This window comes from Streptomyces zaehneri, from assembly GCF_032248645.1.
GTDB classification, from domain to species: Bacteria; Actinomycetota; Actinomycetes; order Streptomycetales; family Streptomycetaceae; genus Streptomyces; species Streptomyces coriariae.
Map to the genome: position 1 here is coordinate 114,280 of NZ_JASTTJ010000011.1, position 23,216 is coordinate 137,495.

Annotated in this window: 16 protein-coding genes, 1 tRNA gene and 2 pseudogenes; 7 read left to right on the top strand and 12 right to left on the bottom strand. The window is 70.7% G+C overall.

Features of this window, described 5'->3' with window-relative positions; genetic code table 11:
• The first annotated feature begins 317 nt into the window (after positions 1–317).
• Together QQM72_RS19975 and QQM72_RS19980 are read left to right on the top strand one after the other, a co-directional pair.
• Entirely contained in the window at positions 318–1,934 is a 1,617-nt protein-coding gene (locus tag QQM72_RS19975) for an IclR family transcriptional regulator domain-containing protein (RefSeq protein ID WP_314222225.1), read from the top strand.
• 63 nt (positions 1,935–1,997) lie between these two features.
• Positions 1,998–2,070: transfer RNA gene (locus tag QQM72_RS19980), tRNA-Arg, on the top strand.
• A gap of 206 nt (positions 2,071–2,276) precedes the next feature.
• Here QQM72_RS19980 and QQM72_RS40910 read toward each other — a convergent pair.
• A pseudogene (locus tag QQM72_RS40910) lies at positions 2,277–2,426 on the bottom strand (site-specific integrase); the annotation flags it as partial.
• Between QQM72_RS40910 and QQM72_RS19985 the strand changes: the two are divergent.
• Positions 2,388–3,122 (top strand): annotated as a pseudogene (locus QQM72_RS19985) (site-specific integrase); the annotation flags it as partial. The pseudogenes QQM72_RS40910 and QQM72_RS19985 sit on opposite strands and share 39 nt — an antisense overlap.
• Before the next feature lie 449 nt (positions 3,123–3,571).
• On the opposite strand, the gene QQM72_RS19990 reads toward QQM72_RS19985, so the two are convergent.
• The gene (locus QQM72_RS19990; RefSeq protein ID WP_314222226.1) at positions 3,572–4,213 is read right to left on the bottom strand and encodes a hypothetical protein; all 642 of its coding nucleotides are present in this window, start codon (positions 4,211–4,213) and stop codon (positions 3,572–3,574) included.
• 116 nt (positions 4,214–4,329) lie between these two features.
• Complete coding sequence (locus QQM72_RS19995; protein ID WP_399077947.1) at positions 4,330–6,132, bottom strand: IS481 family transposase; 1,803 nt, start codon at positions 6,130–6,132, stop codon at positions 4,330–4,332.
• A gap of 1,961 nt (positions 6,133–8,093) precedes the next feature.
• Between QQM72_RS19995 and QQM72_RS20000 the strand changes: the two genes are divergently transcribed.
• Positions 8,094–8,459 carry a hypothetical protein gene (locus QQM72_RS20000; protein ID WP_314222228.1) on the top strand — a complete coding sequence of 122 codons (366 nt, stop codon included), beginning with the start codon at positions 8,094–8,096 and terminating at the stop codon, positions 8,457–8,459.
• Positions 8,460–8,603: 144 nt separating this feature from the next.
• On the opposite strand, the gene QQM72_RS20005 is transcribed toward QQM72_RS20000, so the two are convergent.
• The gene (locus QQM72_RS20005; RefSeq protein ID WP_314222229.1) at positions 8,604–9,395 is read right to left on the bottom strand and encodes a hypothetical protein; all 792 of its coding nucleotides are present in this window, start codon (positions 9,393–9,395) and stop codon (positions 8,604–8,606) included.
• Between the two features lie 718 nt (positions 9,396–10,113).
• Positions 10,114–11,142: an N-acetylmuramoyl-L-alanine amidase gene (locus QQM72_RS20010; protein ID WP_314222230.1), complete on the bottom strand. Its 1,029-nt coding sequence runs from the start codon at positions 11,140–11,142 to the stop codon at positions 10,114–10,116.
• Between the two features lie 265 nt (positions 11,143–11,407).
• Between QQM72_RS20010 and QQM72_RS20015 the strand changes: the two genes are divergently transcribed.
• Entirely contained in the window at positions 11,408–13,132 is a 1,725-nt protein-coding gene (locus QQM72_RS20015) for a phospholipid carrier-dependent glycosyltransferase (protein ID WP_399077882.1), read from the top strand.
• Positions 13,133–13,335: 203 nt separating this feature from the next.
• On the opposite strand, the gene chvE is transcribed toward QQM72_RS20015, so the two are convergent.
• The 3 genes from chvE to QQM72_RS20030 all read right to left on the bottom strand — a co-directional run bounded on the left by chvE (position 13,336) and on the right by QQM72_RS20030 (position 17,689).
• Positions 13,336–14,433 carry a multiple monosaccharide ABC transporter substrate-binding protein gene (gene chvE, locus QQM72_RS20020; RefSeq protein WP_314222231.1) on the bottom strand — a complete coding sequence of 366 codons (1,098 nt, stop codon included), beginning with the start codon at positions 14,431–14,433 and terminating at the stop codon, positions 13,336–13,338.
• Positions 14,434–15,294: 861 nt separating this feature from the next.
• On the bottom strand, positions 15,295–16,191 hold the full coding sequence (locus QQM72_RS20025; RefSeq protein WP_314222232.1) for an RNA polymerase sigma-70 factor: 897 nt from the start codon (positions 16,189–16,191) through the stop codon (positions 15,295–15,297).
• Positions 16,192–16,489: 298 nt separating this feature from the next.
• Positions 16,490–17,689: an NAD(P)/FAD-dependent oxidoreductase gene (locus QQM72_RS20030; protein ID WP_314222233.1), complete on the bottom strand. Its 1,200-nt coding sequence runs from the start codon at positions 17,687–17,689 to the stop codon at positions 16,490–16,492.
• Between the two features lie 116 nt (positions 17,690–17,805).
• On the opposite strand from QQM72_RS20030, the gene QQM72_RS20035 reads away from it, so the two are divergent.
• On the top strand, positions 17,806–18,228 hold the full coding sequence (locus tag QQM72_RS20035; protein ID WP_314222234.1) for an ABC transporter permease: 423 nt from the start codon (positions 17,806–17,808) through the stop codon (positions 18,226–18,228).
• Between the two features lie 6 nt (positions 18,229–18,234).
• Here QQM72_RS20035 and QQM72_RS20040 read toward each other — a convergent pair whose 3' ends face one another.
• From QQM72_RS20040 to QQM72_RS20050, 3 genes are all read right to left on the bottom strand, one after another.
• Positions 18,235–19,491, bottom strand: a complete 1,257-nt coding sequence (locus QQM72_RS20040) for an acyltransferase family protein (protein WP_314222235.1) — start codon at positions 19,489–19,491, stop codon at positions 18,235–18,237.
• A gap of 137 nt (positions 19,492–19,628) precedes the next feature.
• Entirely contained in the window at positions 19,629–20,561 is a 933-nt protein-coding gene (locus tag QQM72_RS20045) for a M56 family metallopeptidase (protein ID WP_314222236.1), read from the bottom strand.
• A 6-nt stretch (positions 20,562–20,567) separates the two neighbouring features.
• A complete protein-coding gene (locus QQM72_RS20050; RefSeq protein ID WP_314222237.1) occupies positions 20,568–21,083 on the bottom strand; it encodes a BlaI/MecI/CopY family transcriptional regulator in 516 nt (171 codons plus the stop codon).
• Positions 21,084–21,379: 296 nt separating this feature from the next.
• Between QQM72_RS20050 and QQM72_RS20055 the strand changes: the two genes are divergently transcribed.
• Positions 21,380–21,814 (top strand): MarR family winged helix-turn-helix transcriptional regulator, encoded by a 435-nt coding sequence (locus QQM72_RS20055; RefSeq protein WP_142267896.1) that lies wholly within the window; start codon positions 21,380–21,382, stop codon positions 21,812–21,814.
• Positions 21,815–21,986: 172 nt separating this feature from the next.
• On the opposite strand, the gene QQM72_RS20060 is transcribed toward QQM72_RS20055, so the two are convergent.
• Positions 21,987–23,189: an MFS transporter gene (locus QQM72_RS20060; RefSeq protein ID WP_314222238.1), complete on the bottom strand. Its 1,203-nt coding sequence runs from the start codon at positions 23,187–23,189 to the stop codon at positions 21,987–21,989.
• Positions 23,190–23,216: the final 27 nt, after the last annotated feature.

Consider the following 23,216-nt stretch of genomic DNA (forward strand, 5'->3'; position numbering starts at 1 on the left):
GCTGGGCGCGGAGGCGGAGGGCCGGTCTGGCGGACGGGGCACGCGGTCCACAGGACGACCAGGGCTACCGTAGGCCTGCCGCGACGCCGTACAACCACACAGAACGACCAGCCACGCACGTACATGCACGCGCGCGTGGACGCACCCGACCGATACCGACCGCCACCGCACACCGCCACCACAGACCGAGCCCCGAGCCCCGAGCACCGACCGCCGGTCCGCGACCACACACCGCGCACCGCACACCGCACACCGCACATCACGCACCGAACACCGCCACCGCCAGTTCCGCCGCCGTATCGGAGAGCCGAGCAGCCATGTCCGCGAAGACGACCGCATCCGCCCCGGTCCCGGCTCCGGTCCCGACCCCGGAGGCAGGGCAGGTGCCGGCGGAGGCGGTCTCGCCACTGATCCGCGGGGTCGCCGTGTTGCGCCGGCTGACCGAGGCGGGCGGCACGATGAGCCTGAGCGCCCTGGAGCGGACCACCGGCCTCGCCCGCTCCACGGTCGACCGCATCACCGCGACCCTCACCCGTATGGGCTACGTCCGTCTCGACGGCCGGGACGCGATCCTGACCCCCCACGTCATGGAACTCGGCAACGCCTACCTGGCCGCGCTGCGCCTGCCCGCACTGCTGTCCACCCACGCGGACCGCCTCGCCGACGAACTGGACGAGTCCGTGTCCCTGGCGGTCGCCGACCGCGACGGCATCCGCTTCATCCACCAGGCGACCCGCCGCCGCGCGATGTCCCTGAGCTTCCGCATCGGCGACCTGCTCCCCGCCGAACGCACCGCGCCTGGCCAGCTGTTCGCGACGGAGTGGACGGACGAGGAGTGGCAGGCCTGGCGCGCCCGCCGGACGAGGGACCCGCAGAACCGCGACTTCCCGACCGTGCCGCCACCCCCACAGAGCGCGTGGGGCGACGAGGACTTCACCCGACGGACCGCGCGGGCGGCTGCGGAGAACTGCGCCCTTGACGACCAGTTGATCGAACCGGGCCTGGTGGCCGTCTCCGTCCCCGTACGGGATCCGCGCACCGCCAGGATCGCGTGCGTGGCGAACGTCGTCAGCCATACGAGCCGGCACACGTCGGCGGACCTGCGCGAGGCACTCCTCCCCCGCCTTCGTCTGGCCGTGGCGGCGATGGAGGAGGACCTGCGCCGGGCACCACGACCCGAGCCGGGCCCACCCCTTGCGGGACTGGCGACCTGGACGGGCGCGTCGAAGCAGGAACTGGGCCGCGAGTTCATCGAGTCCCTCGCCCGGGGCCTGACGGTCCTGGCGGCGTTCGACGAGGGCCGGGCGGAGCTGACCCTCACGGAGGTCGCGAAGGCGACCGGCCTGGCGAGGGCGACGGCGCGCCGCGCCCTGATCACCTACGAACACCTGGGCCTGGTGACCCCCACCCCCCACCGCGCGTTCGCGCTCACCCCCCAGGTCCTCTCCCTCGGCTTCCCGCCCCTCTCCCGCACGACCCTCCCCCGGATCGCGACCCCCCACCTGACCACGCTCACGGACGCCATCCAGGAGACGACCTCCCTGGCGGTCCTGACCGAACGGCGCGACGAGATCCAGTACACGGCCCGGGCGACCGCGAACCATGTCATGAGCGTGGACATCGCCGTGGGCTCACGGCTCGCGGCCCCCTCCACATCATCGGGCCGCCTCCTGCTCACCGGGCCCACAGCGGCGGCCTCCGGCTCCTACGCCCTGGTCGACGAGGAACTGGAACAGGGCGTACGTGCGATCGCGGTGCCGATCCGCGACCGGGACGGCCAGGTGGTCGCCGCCCTGAACGCGGCGACCCACGTCGCCCGCCGCACGGTCGAGGAGTGCGTCCACGACATCCTCCCGGCCCTGCTCTCCACCGCCTCCCACATCGAGACAGACCTCCACACAGCCGCCCGCTTCACCCACGTCCCCCTGACCTGACCCCCACACCCGCCAACCCGAATCCGGTACGCTGACGCCAGTGACCCACAGGGCCACCATCCCGCCTTCGTAGCTCAGGGGATAGAGCACCGCTCTCCTAAAGCGGGTGTCGCAGGTTCGAATCCTGCCGGGGGCACAAGGGAAAAGGCCACCTAGGAACGTTCCTGGGTGGCCTTTGACATCCACTTCCGACATCAACGCGGGCGGTCGCCCACGACCGGGACGCCTCTTCCGCGGTAGCCGGTCCATGTGACTCATGACTTCCCGCTGCGTGTCCTGCACGACGTGCGTGTACACGTCCATGGTGATGCTGATCTGCGAGTGACCGAGGATCTCGGTCACGACGCGGGGCGCGACCCCGGCCGCCGTGGGGCGGGTCGCGGTCCCGGGCCGGGGGTCGTGCGGCCGGATGACGCGGAGGCCGGCGGACTCGGCGCCGCGGGTGAAGGAACGGCAGACGTTCCGCGGCTCGACCTGACGGCCCGTACGCAGGGAGCGCCCGTGCCCACCAGGTCGGCCAAGCTCTCCGAGTGGCTGCCGTACTGGCTGGACAACGTCATCAAGCCCCGGCGCAAGCTCAGTACCTTCGGCAAGTACGAAGCGCACGTCCGTCTCTACCTGGTGCCCCTCCTCGGCGCCAAGCGGCTTGAAGGCCTCGGCGCCGCCGACGTCCGCCGCTTCCTCGTCCGCCTGGAGAGGGAGACCACCGCCGCAACCGCCAAGGAGTCGCACCGAGTTCTGCGCTCGGCTCTGACATCCGCCTGTCGCGAGGAACTCATCACGCGCAACGTCGCCAAGCTCGTCGAGCCGCTGCGCACGGACGATCGGGAATTGCGGCCCTGGAGCCTCGACGAGACGCTCGACTTCCTTGCGGCCTCTCGCGGAGATCCGCTCTACGCAGCCTTCGTACTCGCCATCGCCATGGGCCCGCGCCGGGGCGAGATCATCGGTCTTCGCTGGTCCGACTTCGCTGGTCCGACCTTGGCCTCGACAACCGCGTCCTCTACATCCGTCAGCAGACCCAGCGCAGTCGCGGCGTCCTCTACGACGACGATCCCAAGAGCCGCCGCCGTCGTGTCGTCCCGCTGCCCGCGCTCTGCATCGCGCTGCCATCGAATGCGGCAGGCGGCGGCTCGGGCCAGGGCGGGGGAGACCTGGCAGGAGTCGGGATACGTCCTCACTACTCGTGCGGAGCTCTTCACGGACGTACGCCGAGGAGGCCACCCGTGCCGAGGACGACGACCAGCCCCGGGTTCTGGTGCGAGTGCTGGCCGGGCGGCAGCCGTCGGCGCTCTTCGGATCCTTCGACGCCTACTCGGCGGCCGAGGCGAACAACTGGGGGCGACGATCCTGCGCACCATCTCTCCGGCCCTCGACACGGCCGCCTCCCAGGAATCCTTGACACGGCTCCACGACCACCGCGTCGACACGAGACGAGCCCTCTTGCGCCGGGAGCCCTGGACGGTGTCCATCACCCACATCAGCACAAGCATCACATGGACAGTCCGACCAGCGCTCTTCCTACCTCTCGCACACCGACAGGGCATCCAAGTGCCGACCCGCGCAATCGACTTCAAGCCCCACGCGACCGACTGAGGCAGTGCCAACCCGGACTATCCCCAGGTTGGCACTTTTCCTCAAATCACGGTGCCGGCCACTGCAGAAGTCCTGCACGACGGGGTCCGGCTCCCCCGTCTCAGGGTTGAGACCTGCAAGCCACATCGTCGTTGCTCCTCGCGCCAGTGCACGAAGGGTGCGGTCCTGCCCCAGAGGGATGCGTCACCAAGAGGGCAGTCGTCGAATTCCGCGCGCATCATTCGGACCAGGAATTCGACCATGCCGCAGTCGAAGAGTCTCCATCGCGAGTCGCCGTAGCTGATCTTTCGACGCCAGACCACCACGGGCCATTTGTCGGGGTTCTGGTCGAGCATCAGCCAGCCCGACTCGTTGGCATTGCAGCCGGAGCCCCAAGGAATGACTGAGCTGCCGTCAGTCTCGATTACAGGGACACCACCCTCGCCGTCCCACAGGTCCCGGAACCCAGGCATCATGTCCAGGATGTTGCCAGGGTCCCACTGCAAGAACTCGACGGGCAGCGGCCCCAGGATGCCGAGATCTCCGAGGCCACCCGCGCCGTAGACGGACATGAACGCTTTGTAGTCGCTCGGCAGACAGCTTTCGAGAGCCTCTTCGGCTGCACGCCAGTCCACTTGTTCATCCGCCCCATGCTCAGCAGCCACGAGAGTGAGCAGCGGCTTCAAAGTGCTCTCAGCGGACACGACGCTCCTCCGATCAGCTCGGGAACCTCACCGTAACTGCACGCACTGACAGCCCAGAGTGTCTAGTCCCAGGTGATGTTTGACGTTCTGGTCCCAGCTGATGCTTGACGGTGGGCCTAGACAACATCGGAAACCTTGTGGGGCTTGTTCGCCTTCACGTGACGGACGGGAATGTCGGTGGTGCGCTGGATGACCCGGACCTGGCCGTCCAGCTCGACCGTGATCGTCGACTCCGCCACGTGCACGGTCACGGTCTGTCCGGTGTAGGTCCGGCCGAGGGAGACGACCTGCCGGCAGACCATGACCGTGCCGGTGGCACTGACCCGCCGCTGCACTCGGACCGGCTCCATGCTCGGCCGTGGCGGCGGGCCCGCGGGCCGCAGACCGCGCAGACGCTGCACCTCGTCGGGGCTGAGCGGGTTGGGCCGCACCCGCAGCAGCTCCCGCGAGGACGGGTCGAAGAACGACAGCGTCTCGTCGTCGATCCGGATGCCCACCTGGCGGCCGCCCAGGATCTCTGCGACCAGCACCTGGCGCCCGGCCAAGCCCACCAGCCCGCCATTGTTGACCACCCGGTCCACCTCGAACGCGGCCGCATCACCGGCCGGCAGGGGCGCCGGTCCGGCCACACGTCCTCCCCGGGCCGCCAGCTGGGCGAGATCCGCCACCGACAGGTGCGACCGCACGGTCTTGATCCGCGTTCCGGCGATCAGCAGATGAATCACCGCGGTGTCGGCCCAGAACGTCACCGTCAGCCCCGAACGGGCCGGACCCAGCCAGAACTGCTTGCCAGCAACCTGCAAATTCCCACTCGCAGGCACCACCCGCTCGAACTCCACCGGCCCACCGGACTCCACCGGAACCGGCACCGTCTCAGGCGGATCCGCGGGACGATCGGCCACCGCATCGGCAGGATCCGGGATCACGGGCGCCGTCCGCTGCTGCGGCACCAGCGCCAGTACCCCAGGAACCCGCAAGCCCAGCACATCCCGCTCCGACTCGGGAACCGGGGCGAACCGATCCGCGGGAGACTGCATGTCCAGCGCCTGATGCGGCCGCACGGAGTTGTACTCCTCAACCCACGCATCCAGCGCCGCCTGAGCCGCCCCGACACTCTCGAACGCACCGCAGTCATCGAGGAGTTCACGCCGAAGCGTCTGATGGAACCGCTCCACCTTGCCCGTCGTGGTCGGCGACGCCGGCTGGGTGAGCCGGTGCGCGATCCCGTTCTCCCGGCAGATCCGGTCGAACAGCACCTCACCGCCATGCCCGAACCGGTCGGTGAACTGCTTGCCGTTGTCCGTCAGCACCTCCTCCGGCACCCCGAACGCCTGCAAGGCCCCAGCGAACGCCGAGCACACCGCCCGCCCGGTCGCCCGCTCGACCACCGACGCGATCACGCAGAACCGGGAATGATCATCCACACCCGTCACGATCTTCGCCTCGGTCAGCTCGCCGGTCAGCGGGTCGACGAGCATCACGCCGCCGACGATGTCCATCTGCCACAGCTGCATCGGCCGATCCCGCTGCCAGCGCTTGTAATCCGACCGCTTCCGGCGCCGAACCCCCGGCTCCACCAGCCCATGACGGACCAAGATCCGATACACCGTCATCCGAGACGGCACCGGACTCACCGCCCCCGAACGCTCCAGCACATGAGCGATCCGCCGCGGCCCCCACCGAGGATGCTCACGCCGCAGCTCACACACTGCCGCCTCCACCTCGGCAGACGCCTGATGCGGACACGAAGCCGGCCTACGGGAACGGTCCGCCAGACCCGCCAAACCCGAGGCCTCATAGCGCGACTTCCACCCGCTCACCGTCTGCCGCGACACACCCAACTGCGCGGCGATCTCCGTCACCGTCGCACCCGCCAGCACGGCCAGGACAGCCCGGTATCTCTGCTCGACAACCGACAACTCCACCAGCGCCAATCCCGGCCTCCTGCCACACGCCGCAACGACGTGCACAGAAAAGCCGATCACGGCCACTGTCAACCATCAGCTGGGACCGAAGTGTCAAGCATCTCCCGGGACCGGACACTGACAGCCCAGAGACCGCGTTACAACTTTCTCTACGGGTTCAAGGCGGTTCTCTCCGCTCCCCGCGCGCGGGGACGGCTCCTGGCCGGGCCTGCGCTCCTCTCTCCGCCCCGCTGTAGCCCGGCCGGTGTCCGTGCCGCGCGCACAGAAGGGCGCCGCCTAACGGCCAAAGAAGCGAGTGAGCTTAAGGTGCACGATCAACACGCACCTGCTTACATGGAAATATCCGTTGATATGCCGAGTCTGTACCGGCAGGCAGCGTGAACCTTCACCAGCGGGGGCCAAAAGACGCCCACCGCTTCTGCGGAGTCCTCCGCTCAAGACCCCACTCCGAGGTGAAAAGATGCGTGCATCAAGAAAAATCCGCACCTACAGCGCAGCGGCAGCAGTCGGAGTGCTATGCACCTGCATGATACCAACGGGGATCGCCAGCGCCAAGAGTTCCCCAACCGCACCTTCTGGTCTACGAGTTGCAGCCACGGCTAACAACACATTCCTTCTGACGTGGCGAGACAACTCAAGCAATGAAACCGGGTTCGAGATCACCGACGGTATTTCATATCGCCGGACGAGTGCGAATGACACCGCCGACAATTGGCACGTTACGCCCGGCACTTACAAGTGCTTCCGAGTCCGCGCCACAAACGGTGATGGTGCCTCAGCTTGGTATCCCGGCGGTACATACGTCTGCGGCACGACGCCACGCTGAAAGAGCGAAGTAGCGTGGCTGCGGCCGGTGGGGGTGCATCGAGGCACACGCGCCCCTGGTCGGTCGGCTCACCCGCCATCGTTGCTGACTGCCGTCGGCTGAGGTTCGGACGGGGCCACGGATCTGACTGGAGCCACATCCGTGGCGCAGCTTGAACAGAATGGGTGGCGACCCTGTCAAGCCCGCCCCTGACGGCTGACACCGACGCCTGACACCAACAGCACCGAACACCGGGGGTCACCGCCGAACCCCAGCGGACGGCCAACCCAAGACCACGGTCGGTTGGCCACCGTCGCCGACGACCCATGATCGACCTGATAAGGATGAGGCCACAGGTTCAAATCCTGTTAGCCCCGACGGTTCGAAGACCCTTGACCCATCCCGGTCGGGGGCCTTCGGCGTTCACGGCCCCTTGTCCACAGGAGGCGGACCGAGTCGGCCGATTCCTGCCGGAAGTGGGCCGACGGCAGCCGGGATGGGAGCTGAGGTGAGTGGGCGCGAGCGGGATCATCACGTATGACATTGATGAAGTACATGACAAGCGCCAGGGATGAGCGATGGTGGATAGAGGGTCTCGGGCTCACGGCCGCAGCGGTCTGGGCCGGCGCCCGCGCGTTGGGTAACGGACGACCGCCACTACTTCGGGTGGGCTTCGGCGCAGCGGCGATCGGTTTCCTGGCTGCACTTGCAGGTCTCCTCCTCGACCGAATGCGAGCAGCCAGGCGAGGCCGCAGAGGTTCCGCGGATGACACCGCCGCGGGCGAGCCGCAAGAGCCTTGATCGATGCGGTTTCGAGGGGGTCGCGGGGTGCCAATTCCGCGCCGGAACGGACGCGAACTCACGGGAATCGAGGTGTGCCGGCTCCAGCCCGAGGGCGATGAAGTTCTTCGTGGACGTGCACATCGACCAGAAAATCTTCCGTGCAGCCGGCATGAGCATCCACAGCGAGTAGCGGAGCCGCGTCGGCCGGGCCCGGGCGTGACCGTCCGTAAGAGCCTTGGGGGGATGGGGAGTTCGCGACAGCAGCCCACGTCTGCCCCGGCTACGCTCCTGCTTTGTCCTGCCCGCCGCCGCTCACGGGCAGACTCGAACAGTTGACCGAGTTTTGGGAGGTTTGATGAAGTCCGTCATGCGGAAGGTCCTAAGCTTCGCGGGGGTGAGCGCGGCCGTCGCGGCCATCTCCGTGACCGGCGCGTCCGCGGCTCATGCGGAGGCGCCCACCCACGGCTGTCCGTACCCCTACGTCTGTTTCTACGTGGACAACAACGCCCTGCTCGCGGGCACGCCGCTCTCGAAGTACAAGGACGTCACCAGTAGTTATCAGGCCGTGACGCCCCGGCCGCACTACGGGGTCGTGAACACCCGGAACGACGACGTGGTGTACCTGCGGCTCCAGGACGGCACCTCGATCTGCCTTTCGCCGAACAGCTCAACCGTGTTCGCCAACGCCTACAGTGTCACCGGAATAAAGATCTCCAGCAGGTCCACCTGCTGAATTCGCTGGAAAGGCCAGCAGGCGCGCCTGATCGCGCCCGCTGGCCGGACGACGGGCAGGGCTGCGCTGCCAGACACCCCCACGTGACCCCATGGTCGGGGCCCGGCTGCGCCTACTCAAGCTCCACCTCGACGTTTCCGCAGGTCAAAGCTTCTTCAGCTGCGCGTCGACGATCTCCTGGGGGATGGTCGGGGGCTGGATGGGGTTGAGGGACAAGAAGGTGGCGATGGTGGAGTCCTGGCGGACGACCAGGACGGTGACGGGGATGCTGGGTCCCCCGCCGTCGACGACCTGGGTGGCGTCGAAAGCGAGTGTCTCGTCGCCGTAACCGGAAACGGACCGGGTCTGCGTACCGGAATACCCGAGCCCAGAACCTGGGTGGGCGGCGGAGGGGCGCATCTCGGCGGTGGCGCACTTCGGGAGCGCTGCGCGCAGGTCGGTCATCACCGTGCGGGCGTCGGCAAGGGTGTAGGACGTCAGGCCGACACTCGCGTGCTGCCCTAGTTCGTCGGAGGCGGACACGACGTCCTGGCTCACATGGGACGTGAAGTCGTGCAGGCTGCCCAGCTGCGCGGCCGCGTAGACGGGTCGGCAAGGGGCGGGCGTGACGGCGCGGTAGGTCGTGAGCACATCGTGGTCCACCGGGCTGCCCTGGCCCGTGACGGTGTTGACGGTATAGCCGGGGACGTCGTGCACGGTCAGCGCCAGGCGGTCGAGGCCCTTCTGGTCGAGCCCCTTCCCGGCCGCGGAGGCGGGCGATCCGGATGCCTGCTGCGGCGTCGAACTCGCGGACGAGGTGGACCCGGTGGCCGCAGGCGTCTTGCTTCCCTCGGCATCGTCCCCGCTGTCCGTACCGCACGCGTCGGCCAGCGCCAGCACCGACAGGACACCCGCCGCCGCAACGACCCGTCTTCCGACCGCAGAAGCATTCATCATTCGTCCACCCCCCGGTGCCCCGACTGAGAGCACCCGCACAAGAAGCCCCGGCGTGTGCCCAAGCTGAAGTTCACGGGGAGCCTAGCGGGAACTGACGAAGTGCCCTTCGCCTGAACCGATTTGAGGTGCGGGCCCCAGCCCGCCCAGGCCGTCGCCGCGCAGTTCTGGTGACCTGGTGACCTGGGTCGGAGGGGGCCTCTGCGAAGCAGCCGGACCCGGCTACGGCGACCGGGTTCCGGCAACAGCGCTGCGGTACGGCGGAGAAGGGGCTGAGGACCCTGGCCGGCCGCCTGGTCACGCTCAGGACGCACATCGGACGGCGCTCACCTCCATCCTCCATGTGGGACAACGTCAGACGCGGTCCGTCCCGGCGCCCCGGGGCGCCGGGGCGCCGGGGCGCCGGGGCGCCGGGGCGCCGGGGCGCCGGGGCGGACCGACCGTCGTACAGCGCCCCACCAGGCCGGGAAGAGCCCGGCGGAGCGGCACGGCCCGACCCACCCCGCCCGTCCGGCGCCACCGAACCGCAGAGACCCCGGATCCCGGCCGTCCCCACCGAACCGGCCGAACGGGAGTCACGCCTCCCCCACCGAACCGGCCGAACGGGAGTCACGCCTCCCCCACCGAACCGGCCGAACGGGAGTCACGCCTCCCCCACCCATCCGGCGACCGCCGGACACCGAGGCCCGGCCAGGGCACCCCTGCCCGGGTGGAGCGGGGGTCAGGCGGCCCAGTAGAGGCCGGTCGCGGTGCGGTGGAGCAGCTTGACCGGGCCGGCGTCGGCCGTCTGCACGCGGAGCTGGAACCTCAGGTGCCTGCCGGCCGGGACGGTGCCGGACAGGGCGAACTGGTGGCCGCCGCCGCCGTAGCGGGTGACGGTCTGGTAGGCCGACGGGTGCTTGCCCGAGGTGTCCGTCAGGTAGAAGCGGCCCTCGACGAGCGCGTCGTCCGGGGCCTTCTCCTCGAGCGACACGTGCACCAGGGTGTTGTGCAGGCGCGGCCCGGAATGGACGACCGGGTCCGCGAAGGCCAGGCCGACCCACTCGCCGGAAGGCAGCTCCACATCGGTGACGTTGGACTCGTTCAGCATCGAAGGGTTGGGCACGGTGTCCTCCTGCGGGTCGGTCGGGGTGGGGATCGGGGTGTCGGTGCCGGGGGCCTTGCGCAGCCGGGACGCGACCCTGGCGCGGAAGTCGGCCATGGTGAAGCCGCGCGGGTCGGTCTTCGTGTTCGTCCACTCCTTGTGGCCGATCACGGAGGCGGCGGACCAGCCGTGCGCCCGGCACAGCGCGGCCGAGGCGCGGACCATGGCTTCCAGCTGGACCGCCGGCCACGGGTCCTTGCCGTCGCCGAGGTTGACGCACTCGAAGCCGTAGAAGTGGACGTTGCCGTCCGTGTCGTTCTCGTTCGGCGCGGGCAGCCCCTTCTCGGCGACGACCGCCTTCAGCACGTCGCCGTCACCCCTGCCGGCGTGGTTGGCCCGGCCCCAGCCGACGAGGTGCACGACGCCCCGTTTGTCGATGACGCCGTGGCACAGCGGTCCGGGGAGGCCGGCGTATCCGTCGCGGCAGATCGCCACGGAGGCGGCCGTCCCGGAGGTCACGGTGTGGTGGACGACCACCCCCGCGACCGGGCCCCACGCGCCGTGTCCTGCGCGGTTGTGGGTGCGCCAGCCGCCGACCTCGACGACGGTGACGCCCTCGGCTCTGAGGGCGGCGAGAACCCTGGCTGCGGTCAGGGGAGTTGCCATGGTGGTTCCTTTCAGAGAAGCCGTGCCTATCTGGGTGCCCCGTCAATCGCTTCGCCACCGTCGAACTTGCCGCCGCCGCAAGGGAGTCCGGCATACGCGGCAGGGCAATTCATCCCGCTCCCGGCCCACCCGCCGCACAGGGGAAAGGTGCGGCGTATCCGTCGGCATCGGGCCTTGACGTCATCCAGGACAACGACGTGCAAGGCGGACGGTGGAATGCGGGATCGTGCGGGCGTTCGCGCAGGTCGGCGTCTAGGGTCGTCCGGTGACGAGTAGCAGTGTGCGGCGCTCCCCCGTCCTCGACGGCGGCCGTCCGACGAAGGTGTCCGACGACTGGCAGGGCCGGCTGCGCCTGTTCGGATACGCCGGGCGCCCCCGGACCGGCGTCCGGGAAATTCTGGTTCCGCCCTTCCCGGGGCCGTCGACCCGCTGGGGGGAGCTCATACGCCTCGGCCCGGCCGGGGCGTACCGCGCCGCGAAGGTGATGGACTGGCTGGGGCCGGCACTCGTCGCCGTGCTGGCCGGAGTGATCAGGTTCCGGCGTCTCGGGCAGCCGCGGGGCCTCGTCTTCGACGAGACCTACTACGCCAAGGACGCCTGGGCACTGCTGCGGCTCGGCTACGAGGGCACCTGGCCCGACCGCAAGGTCACCGACCCGCAGATCCTCGCGGACCCATCGGTGATCCCGCTCTCCGACACCGGGGCGTTCGTCGCGCATCCGCCGACGGGCAAGTGGGTGATCGCGCTGGGTGAGTGGATGTTCGGCCTCACTCCGTTCGGCTGGCGCTTCATGACCGCGGTCCTGGGCACGCTGTCGGTGCTGATGCTGTGCCGCATCGGACGCCGGCTGTTCCGGTCGACGGCGCTCGGCTGCCTGGCCGGCACGCTGATGGCGCTGGACGGTCTGCATGTGGTGATGAGCCGGTCCGCGCTGCTGGACCTCGTCGTCATGTTCTTCGTGCTGGCGGCGTTCGGCTGTCTGCTGCTCGACCGGGACCACGCGCGGGCCCGGCTCGCGGCGGCCCTCCCGGTGGACGGGGACGGCCACGCGCGCCCGGACCGGATCACCGGCGACCGTGCCGGGACGGGACCGCGTCCGTGGCGGCTCGCGGCCGGCGTCTTCCTGGGGCTGGCGGCCTCGACCAAGTGGAACGGCCTGTACTTCCTGGCCTTCTTCGTGGTCCTCACCCTGCTGTGGGACGTCGGCTCGCGCCGCGTGGCCGGGGCGGGGCGCCCGTACCGGGCGGTGCTGCGCAGGGATCTCGGCTGGTCCCTGCTGTCCGTCGTGCCGGTCGCCGTCGTGACCTATCTGGTGACGTGGACCGGCTGGTTCCGGTCCGACGGCGGTTACGGGCGGCACTGGGCGGACGACCGCGGCGGCACCTGGTCGTGGATACCCGCCCCGCTCCGCAGCCTGTGGCACTACGAGTACGGCGTCTATCAGTTCAATGTGGGGCTGGACACCTGGCACCGGTACGAGTCGAACCCCTGGAGCTGGCTGGTCCTCGGCCGGCCGGTGCTGTTCGACTACCGGTCGCCGAAGGCCGGGCGGGACGGGTGTCACGCCACGGTCGACTGCTCGCAGGCGGTCCTCGCGCTCGGCACGCCGCTGCTGTGGTGGTCGGCGTGCTGCGCACTCGTGTATCTGCTCTACCGGTGGGCGCTGCGCCGCGACTGGCGCGCGGGCGCCGTGCTGTGCGCGGTGGCGGCCGGCTATCTGCCCTGGTTCCTGTACCAGGACCGCACGGTCTTCTCCTTCTACGCGGTCGCGTTCGTGCCGTACCTGTGCCTGGCCGTGGCGATGACGCTGGGCGCGCTCCTGGGCCCGCCGGGCGCGGCCGACAGACGCCGGGCGCTGGGCGCGGTCGTCGCGGGCGGGCTGGTGCTGCTCATCGCCTGGAACTTCATCTATTTCTGGCCCGTGTACACGGGCGAGGCGATCCCGGTCGGCGACTGGCGGTCACGGATGTGGCTGGACACGTGGATCTAGCCGGGCGGACGCACCCCGACGGCCGAAGGCGGTCACTGCGTTCAGCCCGTCCAGCCCGTTCACCGCGACCACCGCGACCACCGCATGCCTCACGTGCGTCGCCTGCACCGCGATGAACACCGTGGCCGACGATGACCGCGGCGAACCGCGGTCGGCGTGGTCATCGTCGGTCGTGGCCCGGCTCCGTGGGATCCGGTTCGTGGCTACTTGAGTTCGGCGTCGGTGTAGTAGCCGCCGGCGACCAGGACGTACTCGTAGTTGGTCTTGTCGACGGTCGTCGGCTGCAGCAGGTAGGCGGGCACGGCCTTGACCCCGTTGTCGTAGGCCCTTCGGTTGTTCACCTTCGGCGTCTTGCCGTTGAGTATGTCGTCGGCCATCTCGGCTGCGACACCGGCGAGTTGACGGAGGTCCTTGTAGACGGTCTGCGACTGCTCACCCGCGATGATGGACTTCACCGAGGCAAGTTCGGCGTCCTGCCCGGTGACGATCGGCAGGGGCTTGCTGCCGGAGCCGTAGCCGTCCGCCTTCAGCGCGTTCAGGACGCCGATGGAGATGCCGTCGTACGGCGACAGGACCGCGTCGACCTTCTTGCTCCCGTACGAGTCGGCGAGGATGCCGTCCAGGCGCTTCTGCGCGGTGGGGCCGTCCCAGCGCAGGGTGGTGACCTCCTTGAGCGCGGTCTGGCCGGACCGGACCACCAACTGCTTGGTGTCCAGGTACGGCTGGAGGAGGTGCATCGCGCCGTCGAAGAAGAACTTGGTGTTGTTGTCGTCGGGGGAGCCGGCGAACAGTTCGATGTTGAACGGGCCCGCGCCGTCCTCCAGGCCGAGTTTGTCGATGATGTAGCGGGCCTGGAACCGGCCGACCTGCTCGTTATCGAAGGACACGTAGTAGTCGACGTTCTCGGTGCCGAGGATGAGCCGGTCGTAGGAGATCACCGGGATGTCCGCGTCGGCGGCCTTCTGGAGCACGCCGTTCAGCGACTTGTTGTCGATGGCCGCGATGATCAGCGCGTCGACGCCCTGCTTGATCAGGGACTCGATCTGTGCGACCTGCGTCTTCGGGTCGTCCTCGCCGTACACCAGTTTGGTCTGGTAGCCGTCGGCCTTCAGGTCGTCGACGACGCTCTTGCCGTCGGTGAGCCAGCGCTCGGAGGCCTGGGTCGGCATGGCGATGCCGATGGTGCCGTCCCCGGAGTCTCCCTCGGAGCTGCCCCCGATGTTGCTGCCGCAGGCGGTCAGGGTGAGGGCGAGAGAGACGGCTCCGGCGGTGGCGGCGAGGGCGGCTCTTCGGTTGCGCATGGTGATCGTTCCTCGTTCTTCTCGTCGTTGAGAGGATGGGGGGTGTCAGAGGCTGTGGGGAACCGGTGGAGCGGGCCGGGCGGCCGGCGAGCGGGGGGTGGGCGATCCGGGGTGGGGCGCGCCGTGTCCGCTTTCGCGCGGGCTCGGTGCGGGGTCGGGTGACGACCCCTCAGGAGGGCGCCGTGCGGGTGGGTCTCGGGCGCTCCGTACCGACCGGACGTGCGGTGGAGCGGTAGGCCCCGCGGCACGGATCCGCTCGGCGATCTTCCGGATCCGCGTGCGGCCGCGAGGCCGCCGGGGGGCTGGCGCACCTGTTCATGGACGGTGAACAGGCGGAGGGTCACGCTGAACTGAGTGACGATCGGATCGCCCGGCGCGTCGCTCGGGCCGGCGCTGGAGCGCCTCGGGGTCCGGTGGTTCGTCGATCGGTGCGGCGGTACGGCCCTGTAAGCAGGCCTCGCCGTCTCCCGTGATCGCGCCACCGGGGCACACCTGTACATACGCCGGGCGGCGCCGGGGCGCGCCTGCCACGTATGTACTGATTTCGGTGGCGCGCAGGGCACTTGCCTTTCAGCCGTTCGAAATATCGTCACGCGGTCGGAATGGTGGCGTGACAATAAGAGGGGGTGTGCGGGGTGTCAACGCTACGAACAGAAACGGTTCCGGAAAGTGGTGGAGATCGCTTTCTGTCGGCGTCGGCGGCTTCGCCGCGACGCCGGAAATCCCCGGCGCGCTTTCGCGTTTCCCCTGGTAGACGCCTTGGCCCGACCGGGTCGGACCGAGGCGGGGAGCGCGACGGCCCTTGCTGTGAATACGCCATGAAAATCGGCCCGGAGGCGGCAAAGTCCGCCCCCGCGGCGTTCAGCGCAGCGTGAGGGGGGTCTCGGAGGCGACCCGGGTCAGCTTCTCGGGGTTGCGGATGTAGTAGATGCCGGTGATGCGGGCGTCCTCGACGCGGACCGCCATGACGCCGTCGTACTCCCCGTCGAGCCGGACGAGAAGTGCCGGGTGGCCGTTGACCAGGGCGAGTTCGCCGGTGATCGTGGCATCGACGCGGCCGGCGCCGCCGATGACGAAGCGGGCCACCTTGTCGGCGCCGACGACGGGCCGTCGCGCGGCCTGTTTGACGCCGCCGCCGTCGCTCAGCAGGACCACCTCGGGCGCGAGCACGTCGAGGAGGCCCTGGAGGTCCCCGGTGTCGAGCGCGCGCCGGAACGACTCCAGCGCCGCCCGGGTCTCGCGCGGGGAGACCACCTCGCGCGGACGGCGGGCGTCGACGTGCTTACGGGCGCGGTGCGCGATCTGGCGGACGGCCGCGGGGCTCTTGTCGACCGCGGCCGCGATCTCGTCGTAACCGACGTCGAAGGCCTCGCGCAGCACGAAGACGGCGCGCTCCGTCGGCGACAGGGTTTCGAGAACGAGCATCAGCGCCATCGACACGCTCTCGGCGAGCTCCGCGTCCTGGGCCACGTCCGAGGTGGTGAGCAGTGGCTCGGGCAGCCAGGGGCCGATGTAGGCCTCCCTGCGACGCGTCATGGTGCGCAGCCGGTTGAGCGCCTGGCGGGTCGTGATCCGGACCAGGTAGGCGCGCCGGTCGCGCACCTGTGCCAGGTCGACGTCGATCCAGCGCAGCCAGGTCTCCTGGAGGACGTCCTCGGCGTCCGCCGCCGATCCGAGCATCTCGTACGCGACCGTGAAGAGGAGGTTGCGGTGGGCGACGAACGTGTCGGTCGCCGGATCAGCGGTGTCGTCGCCCATGGCTCGGCCCTTTCCTCTTCCTCGCTGTCGGCCCCGGCTGCCGACGGTCCGCAGGCGTGCGTGCACACCGGGGTCCATTCTTCCCCGGCCGGACGCGCCCGCCTCGCCAAGGCGCGCCAGGCCATGCGCGTCGGATCGGCGCGCGGCGTCCGGTGCGGTGCGTCCGGTGCGTGCGTCGCAAGGCTTGAGGATCGCCCGCGTACCGGATGCACTCGGGTGATCCGACACCGCGGCGAGGCGCCGTACCAGGCGCCGTACCAGACGCCGCGCGCCCGACGGGAACGGTCAGACCCGCCCTCTAGGCAGCCCGGTCGGCGGTGTCGGGGGCCTCGCGCTGCTTCGCCCGGAGCAGTTCCCCGCGCTTGGCGTCCTTGCTCCACCAGGTGCGCACGCCGGGCTTGCGCGCCTCGTACGACAGTTGCCAGACGGTGCTCCTGCACACGATCTCCTTGACCCTCCCGCCCAGACGGCCGCCGAGGTACAGGCTGATCGCCATGTCGTTCCTGCGGGCGAACTGGAAGACGCCGGAGCGCCGTCCGAGGCTCAGGCACTGGCCTGCGAACCCCACGTCGATGGGCGTGGGCGGCTTCTCGGCGATACGGCTGAGCACCGTCTCGGCGGCCTGCGGGCCGAGCTGGACCGCGGACTGGCAGCCCTGTCGGAACGGCAGGTCCGACGGTGCCGCGGAGTCCCCGGCCGCGACGATGCGCGGGTCGTCCACGCTGGTGAGGGTCTCGTCGGTGCGCAGGCGGCCCAGGGCGTCGGTGCTCAGTCCGCTGCGCGCGGCCAGGTCCGGCACGCCGAACCCGGCGGTCCAGACGGTCACCTCGCTCCGCAGTTCGCGGCCGTCGGCGAGCCGTACGGCATCGCGGGTCACCTCCGTCACCAGGGTGCCGGGGCCGTCGAGCACGGTCACGCCGAGCTTGGCCAGTCGCCCGGCGACCGCGCGGCGGCCCCGAGGGTGCAGATACGGGCCGAGCACGCCACCGCAGACCAGGGTCACGGTGCGGCCCTTCTCCGCCAGTTCGGCGGCGGTCTCGATACCGGCCGGGCCGGCGCCGACCACCGACACCGCCGCCGAGACGGGCGCGGCGGCGATGACCGGCCGCAGCCGCTCGGCCTCCTCCAGGTCGGCGAGCGGGTAGGCGTGCTCCGCCGCGCCGGGTACCCCGGGGTCGGCGCTGCCGCTGCCCACCGCGTAGACCAGGTAGTCGTAGTCGACCGTGCCGCCCGAGGCCAGCTCCAGGTGGCGTCCGGCCGCGTCGATCCGGGTCACGGTGTCGACCGTCAGCCGGACGCCGTCGGCCAGGATCTTCGCGTAGTCGACGACCGCGTCGTCCGACCCGCCCACCAGTTGGTGCAGCCGGATCCGCTCGACGAAGGTGCGGCGGGGATTGATCAGCGTCACGGTCACGTCGTCGCGCTGCGTCAGGCGGTTGGCCGCCATCACGCCGGCGTATCCGCCGCCGATCACGACAACATCGGTGTTCTCGGCCATGTCGTCTCCTCCATGTTCGGTGGTTCGGCCTCAAGACACCGTGTCGCCGACCCCTGTGACAACATGTGAGGCAGATCACTCCGCTTAGCCCGGAGGAGACCCCGGACGGCCCCCCGATGGTCTCGGGCGACTGGCTGATCGGGACGCTCACCCTCATGCTCGTCGTGGTCGCCGGACCGGGCGTGTTCCACACGGTCGTCCTCGACACCCGCGACCGGGTCCACGACCTCGGCGTCCTGAAGGCCCTGGGCATGGCCCCGCGCCAGACCCTGACCATGGTCGTCACCTCGGTCGCCGTCATCGGTCTGCCGGCCGGCGCGCTGGCGGTCCCGGTCGGCGTGGCGCTGCACCACTACGTCACACCGCTCATGGGCCTCGCCGTCGGCATGGCCCTGCCGCCCTCGCACATCGCCGTCTACGACGTGCCCGAGCCGGCCCTGCTCGCCCTGGGCGGTCTGGTCATCGCGGTGGCGGGTGCCCTGCTCCCGGCAGGCTGGGCCGCCAGGACGACCACCGCCACCGCCCGGAGCACCGAGTGACCGTGCCTACGCCGCCGCGCGTCCGCCCTCGCCGCTCCGCCTGAACGCCCACTCCGCCCTGGGCTCCACCACACACCGGAAGACCCGCCGGACGGGGGATGTGCACAGCAGGGTCACGGTCAGGGCGGCGACGAGGGTGACGGCGAGGGCGCCGAGCGGCTGGTGGATCCAGGGGTGGTCGTACCAGTGGGCGGGGCCGGCGGCCTGCTTGACGAAGCCGTGCAGGAGATAGCCGTAGAGCGTGGCCGCGCCCAGGGCGGTGAACCAGGTGTGGCGTCCCGGCACCCAGGCCAGGAAGCAGGCCACCAGGACGAGGGAGCAGCCGAAGGTGGCCAGGGTCATCACGGGGCCGTACCAGGCGGGCGCCCCCAGCTGTACGGCGCTGTCGTTGTGGAAGAACCAGGGGTAGACGCCGCGCGGGGCCGCCCAGTAGGCCACGGCGAGCGCGGCCGCGAAGACCGGCACCGATGCGACCCGTACCGCGCGGCGGCGCACCAGCCGGAAGTGCTCAGGCCTCAGCAGCAGGCCCAGGACGAAGTAGGGCAGGAACTGGAGGACCCGCTGGAGGTCGAGGTCCTTGCCCATGGCGGGCGAGAGGGTCGCGAGCATCGCGACGGCGAGCGCGAGCGGCAGCGGCCGGCGTACGAGGCGCCAGACCGGCGCGGTCAGCCGCCAGATGAACAGGGCGGCCAGGAACCAGGTCAGGTAGAGGGGGTCCAGCAGGCTGATGTCGCGGTCGGGGGCGTCGTCGGTCCACCTCGTGAGGAGGGTGTACGCCACCTCGAAGACCACGTAGGGCACGGCCACGCCGGTGATCAGGCGCTTGACGCGCCGCGGGCCGCCGTCGAAGCCGCGGGAGAAGTGGCCGGAGATGACGATGAACGCCGGCATGTGGAAGGCGTACACGAGCGTGTAGAACGCGGTGACCGTGCGGCTGCCCTCGCGCAGGGGTTCCCAGGCGTGGCCCACGGCGACCAGCAGGATCGCCAGGTACTTCGCGTTGTCGAAGAAGTCGTCTCGCGTCTTCGCGGGCGCGGCCCGTGGCGGCTCCGCGGGGGCCGGCTCGGCGTGCGCCGGCGCCGAGGGTGTCGGCTCGGCGTGCGCCGGCTGGGCCCGTGTCGGCTCGGCGTGCGTCGGCCCCGCCGGTGTCGGCTCGGCGTGCGTCGGCCCCGCCGGTGTCGGCTCGGCGTGCGTCGGCCCCGCCGGTGTCGGCTCGGTGCCGTTCGAGGGCAGTGTGGCCTGCCCGATGCCCTCCTGGCGCAACCCGGACAGACCAGAACACCTCTCACACGACCGTGCCACCCGCCCAGGACCCGCCGGGCGGGGAAAGCTCCGACAGCATTACCCGGGCCCTGCTTACCGGCTTTCGGCCGGATAAACCTCCCGACGCGGCCGGACGGTCAAAGGCGCGTCGCGGCGTGCAGGATGAAGAGCATCGTGACGGCCGAGTTCGCCGACGACATCGCCGACACGGCCGTCCCCGCCGCGGCGGCCCAGACCGCGAGACCGACGGTGGTGAACACCGACGGGCAGCGCCGCACCGCCGGGGCGGGGCCGAGCAGGGCCGTCACCCTGCGCGGCACCGGCCCCGGCGCGGCGAAGCCGGCGAGCCCCGGCAGGGGCGCGCGCCCGGAGACCAGGGCCGCCCTGCCGATCGCCCGGGCCACCGTACGGCGGCTGCCGACCGTCCGGGCCGCCTCCTCGTCCGCCCAGCGCTCCGCCGTGTACGCCACGGCCGTACGAAGGGGCCACAGGAACGGGTTCGCCCGCGCGGCCAGCCGGACGGCGAGCAGGTGCCGGTGGTGGCCGCCGGCGAGGTGGGCCCGCTCATGGGCGAACAGGGCCCGCCGCTCGGCCGGTTCGAGGCAGGCCAGCAGGGCGGTGGTCACGACGATCCGGTCGCGGCGGCCGCCGGGCAGGGCGTACGCGTACGGCGTCCCGTCGGGCAGGACCACGACCTCCGTGCCCGGCAGCCCGGCGAGCGCCCGGTGGGCCCGGCGGCGCACCCGGCCGTGCCGCAGCAGCGTCCGGCCGCAGAGCAGGGCCACCGCGCACAGCGCGGGGATGGCGGCCCGGCCGGCGATCTCGTCGTAGGGGACGGCCTGGCGTACCTCGGGGTCCGACCAGCCGTCGGGCAGCGGGTTGCCGGGGAGCTGGGCGGTGCCGACGACCATGAGGAGCCCCAGGCACACCGTGCTGCACACGGCCATCACCGTGGCCACGCCGGTCAGCAGCCGGGTCGCGGTGCGCGGATGCAGATGCTGTTCGGCGAGCCGCGCGACCGGCCACGCGGTGAGCGGCAGCACCAGGGGCAGAAAGACGAAGACCCCCATGAGACGTCAGCCTTCCCCCGCGTCCGGCTCCGCGGCAGTTCCGTCGGCTTCGGCTTCGGCCTCGGCTTCGGCCTCGGCTTTGTCTTTGTGTTCCTCTTCGTCTTCCGCTTCGTATGCGTCTTCGTCTTCGTCTTCGTCTTCGTCTTCGTCGCGGGGCCGGCCCAGGAGTTCGCGCAGCAGCCGTTCGTCATCGGGGCCGAGGCCGGTGACGAAGCTGGCCAGCACGGCCTCGCGGTTCCGCTCGGCGTCCAGCACCCTGCGCATCCGGTGGGCGGCGAGACCGGCCTCGTCGGACGCGGGCAGCCAGGCGAACGACCGGCCGCCGCGCTCGCGGGTGACCGCTCCCTTGGCGAGCAGCCGGGTGAGGATCGTGATCACCGTCGTATAGGCGAGGCCGCCGCCCAGGCGTTCCTGCACCCACCCGGCGGTGGCCGGACCGTCCGCCTCCCGCAGCGCCGACAGGACCAACGCCTCCAGCTCGCCCTGTCCGCGCCGCCGGGGACGCTGCCGGTGATCCGTCACGCCCCGTCTCCTCTCCGCCGCCGTCCGTTTCCCGGTCGGACATCGTATAGACGCCGCCAGCCGCACCCGCCCCCCATCGCACGGGCGACCTCTTGCCCGTCATACCCCTAGGGGGTATACAGAGCCTCGGGATATCCGGTTCCGGTCGACCTGTCGAGAAAACCCATCGGATCAACCTGGGGCAAGGGCGGGTACGACCGTCCGGGCCGCCCGGACATCTCGGCCCGCCGAGGGTCGAACCGTCCCCACGCCCGCCGCTAGTCTTGCCCCTCATGGGGAAAACCGCAGGTGGGCAGATGGCGGTCGTGGCCGCGTTGGTGCGGTCGGCGTTCCTCGTGAACGCCGTGTACGCCGAGTCGAGCCGCGCCCACGGCATCACACCGCAGCAGGGCCAACTGCTGTGCGTGCTGATGCCGCAGCCGTACGGCATGAGCGAACTCGGCGAGATGCTCGGGCTCGCCAAGTCCAGCCTGACGGGCCTGGTGGACCGGACGGTCCAGCGCGGCCTGGTCCGGCGCGAGCCGGATCCGCGGGACGGGCGGGCCGTCCGCGTCGGACTCACCGAGGAAGGCCACCGGCTGGCGCAGGGGTTCTACGACGAGACGTGCCGCCGCCTCGAGAACCTGCCCTCGGGGCTGAACACGAGCGAACGCGACCGGCTCGCCGCGCTGCTCGCCCGCGTCGTCGTCGACAACAAGGTGCCCGAGGTCTTCACGGACCCCGACGCCTGAACCCGGTCTGCCCCCGGCACCCGGCCCGACGCCTGAACCCCCCTGCCCCGGCACCCGGCCCCGGCCCGGCCTCGGCCCCCACGGCCGTCCCGGTGACTCTGCCGTCTCCCCTTCGCTCCCGCACTCACTCGCTCCCGCACACACCGGATCACCGGATCACCGGCTCACCGGCTCACCCGTTGACCCGACCGAAGTCGTTCGCCTCGCGCTCCGCGTCGGCTCGTCCGGCGGCCTTCAATGCCAGGGTCACCGCGATCGACGCCAGCGCCATCGTCGTCATCGCCGTCGCGGGTGAGGTGAGTTGGGCGACAGCTCCGGCCAGCGCCGCGCTGACGCCCTGCATCGTGAGCATCCCGGCCGAGTGCAACCCCAGTGCGTGGCCGCTGAGTTCGGGCGGGGTGAGGGCCATCAGCCGCTCCTGCTGGACCAGGCTCGCGCCGAAGCCGACGGAGGCGAGGGCGGCGCAGGCCGCGGCGAGCGGAAGGGCGGGGCGCAGGGCGAAGAAGGCGTAGGGGGTGGCCAGCAGCAGCAGGAGGGGCGTGGCCAGGCGGGGGCGCAGGGCCTGCGGGACGAGGCGGCCCACGGTCACGTCACCGGCCAGCATGCCCAGCGCACCGCACGCGAACAACGTGCCCGCCGCGTCGGGGTCGTAGGACACGAAGAGCGCCTCGCAGCCGACGACCAGCCCGTTGGGGAGCCACAGGCCCAGATAGGTGAGGCGGCGGGGCCGGGAGGACCACAGCACGGCGTTCGTGCGCCGGGTCGCCGCGACCGAGGGACGGCCGCAGGCCCGCGGCGGGCGGAGGGTCAGGCCGAGGCGGGTGACGACGGCGGCGGTCGTGTAGAGCAGGGCGGCGAGCAGCAGGACCGGACGCGGGGAGAGCACGGTCACGAGCGCGCCGCCGGCGGCGAAGCCGATGATCTGCGTCAGCCCGCTCAGCATGTTGAAGAGTGAACGCCCCGGCAGATAGCCGTCCTTGGTGAGGATCTCGTTCAACAGGCCCCAGCGGACGCCGCCGCCGAGCGAGGCGATCAGCCCCTGGAGGAGCACGACCGCGAAGACACCCCACACCGGCAGTCCGGGCAGCGCCAGGACGGCCGTCGCGGCGGCGAAGGCGAGGGAGAGTCCGGTCAGCGCCGACCTCGGGGGCAGCCGGTCGGCGCCCGAGAGGAAGAAGGTCGCGCCCAGCACCTGCGCGAGGGACGGGCCGAACATGCTCACCGCCGACAGCAGCGGGGAGTCGGTGGCGCGGTAGACGAGTGTGCCGAGGGCGAGCCCGCTCACCGTCCCGGCGGCGGTCTGGGCGGCGGTGGCGAGGAAGAGAGGCGTGAACTCGGGGGTGCGGAACAGCTGTCGGTATGTGTGGCCGGTCATGGGCGGAGTCTGCGACGGGCCGTGGAG

Excerpts from the sequence above, each read along its gene's own strand:
- QQM72_RS19975 (WP_314222225.1), top strand. The coding sequence starts at position 318 with ATGTCCGCGAAGACGACCGCATCCGCCCCGGTCCCGGCTCCGGTCCCG.
- QQM72_RS20000 (WP_314222228.1), top strand. The coding sequence starts at position 8,094 with ATGCGGAAGGTCCTAAGCTTCGCGGGGGTGAGCGCGGCCGTCGCGGCC.
- QQM72_RS20005 (WP_314222229.1), bottom strand. The coding sequence starts at position 9,395 with ATGATGAATGCTTCTGCGGTCGGAAGACGGGTCGTTGCGGCGGCGGGT.
- QQM72_RS20010 (WP_314222230.1), bottom strand. The coding sequence starts at position 11,142 with ATGGCAACTCCCCTGACCGCAGCCAGGGTTCTCGCCGCCCTCAGAGCC.
- chvE (WP_314222231.1), bottom strand. The coding sequence starts at position 14,433 with ATGCGCAACCGAAGAGCCGCCCTCGCCGCCACCGCCGGAGCCGTCTCT.
- QQM72_RS20025 (WP_314222232.1), bottom strand. The coding sequence starts at position 16,191 with ATGGGCGACGACACCGCTGATCCGGCGACCGACACGTTCGTCGCCCAC.
- QQM72_RS20030 (WP_314222233.1), bottom strand. The coding sequence starts at position 17,689 with ATGGCCGAGAACACCGATGTTGTCGTGATCGGCGGCGGATACGCCGGC.
- QQM72_RS20035 (WP_314222234.1), top strand. The coding sequence starts at position 17,806 with ATGGTCTCGGGCGACTGGCTGATCGGGACGCTCACCCTCATGCTCGTC.
- QQM72_RS20045 (WP_314222236.1), bottom strand. The coding sequence starts at position 20,561 with ATGGGGGTCTTCGTCTTTCTGCCCCTGGTGCTGCCGCTCACCGCGTGG.
- QQM72_RS20055 (WP_142267896.1), top strand. The coding sequence starts at position 21,380 with ATGGCGGTCGTGGCCGCGTTGGTGCGGTCGGCGTTCCTCGTGAACGCC.
- QQM72_RS20060 (WP_314222238.1), bottom strand. The coding sequence starts at position 23,189 with ATGACCGGCCACACATACCGACAGCTGTTCCGCACCCCCGAGTTCACG.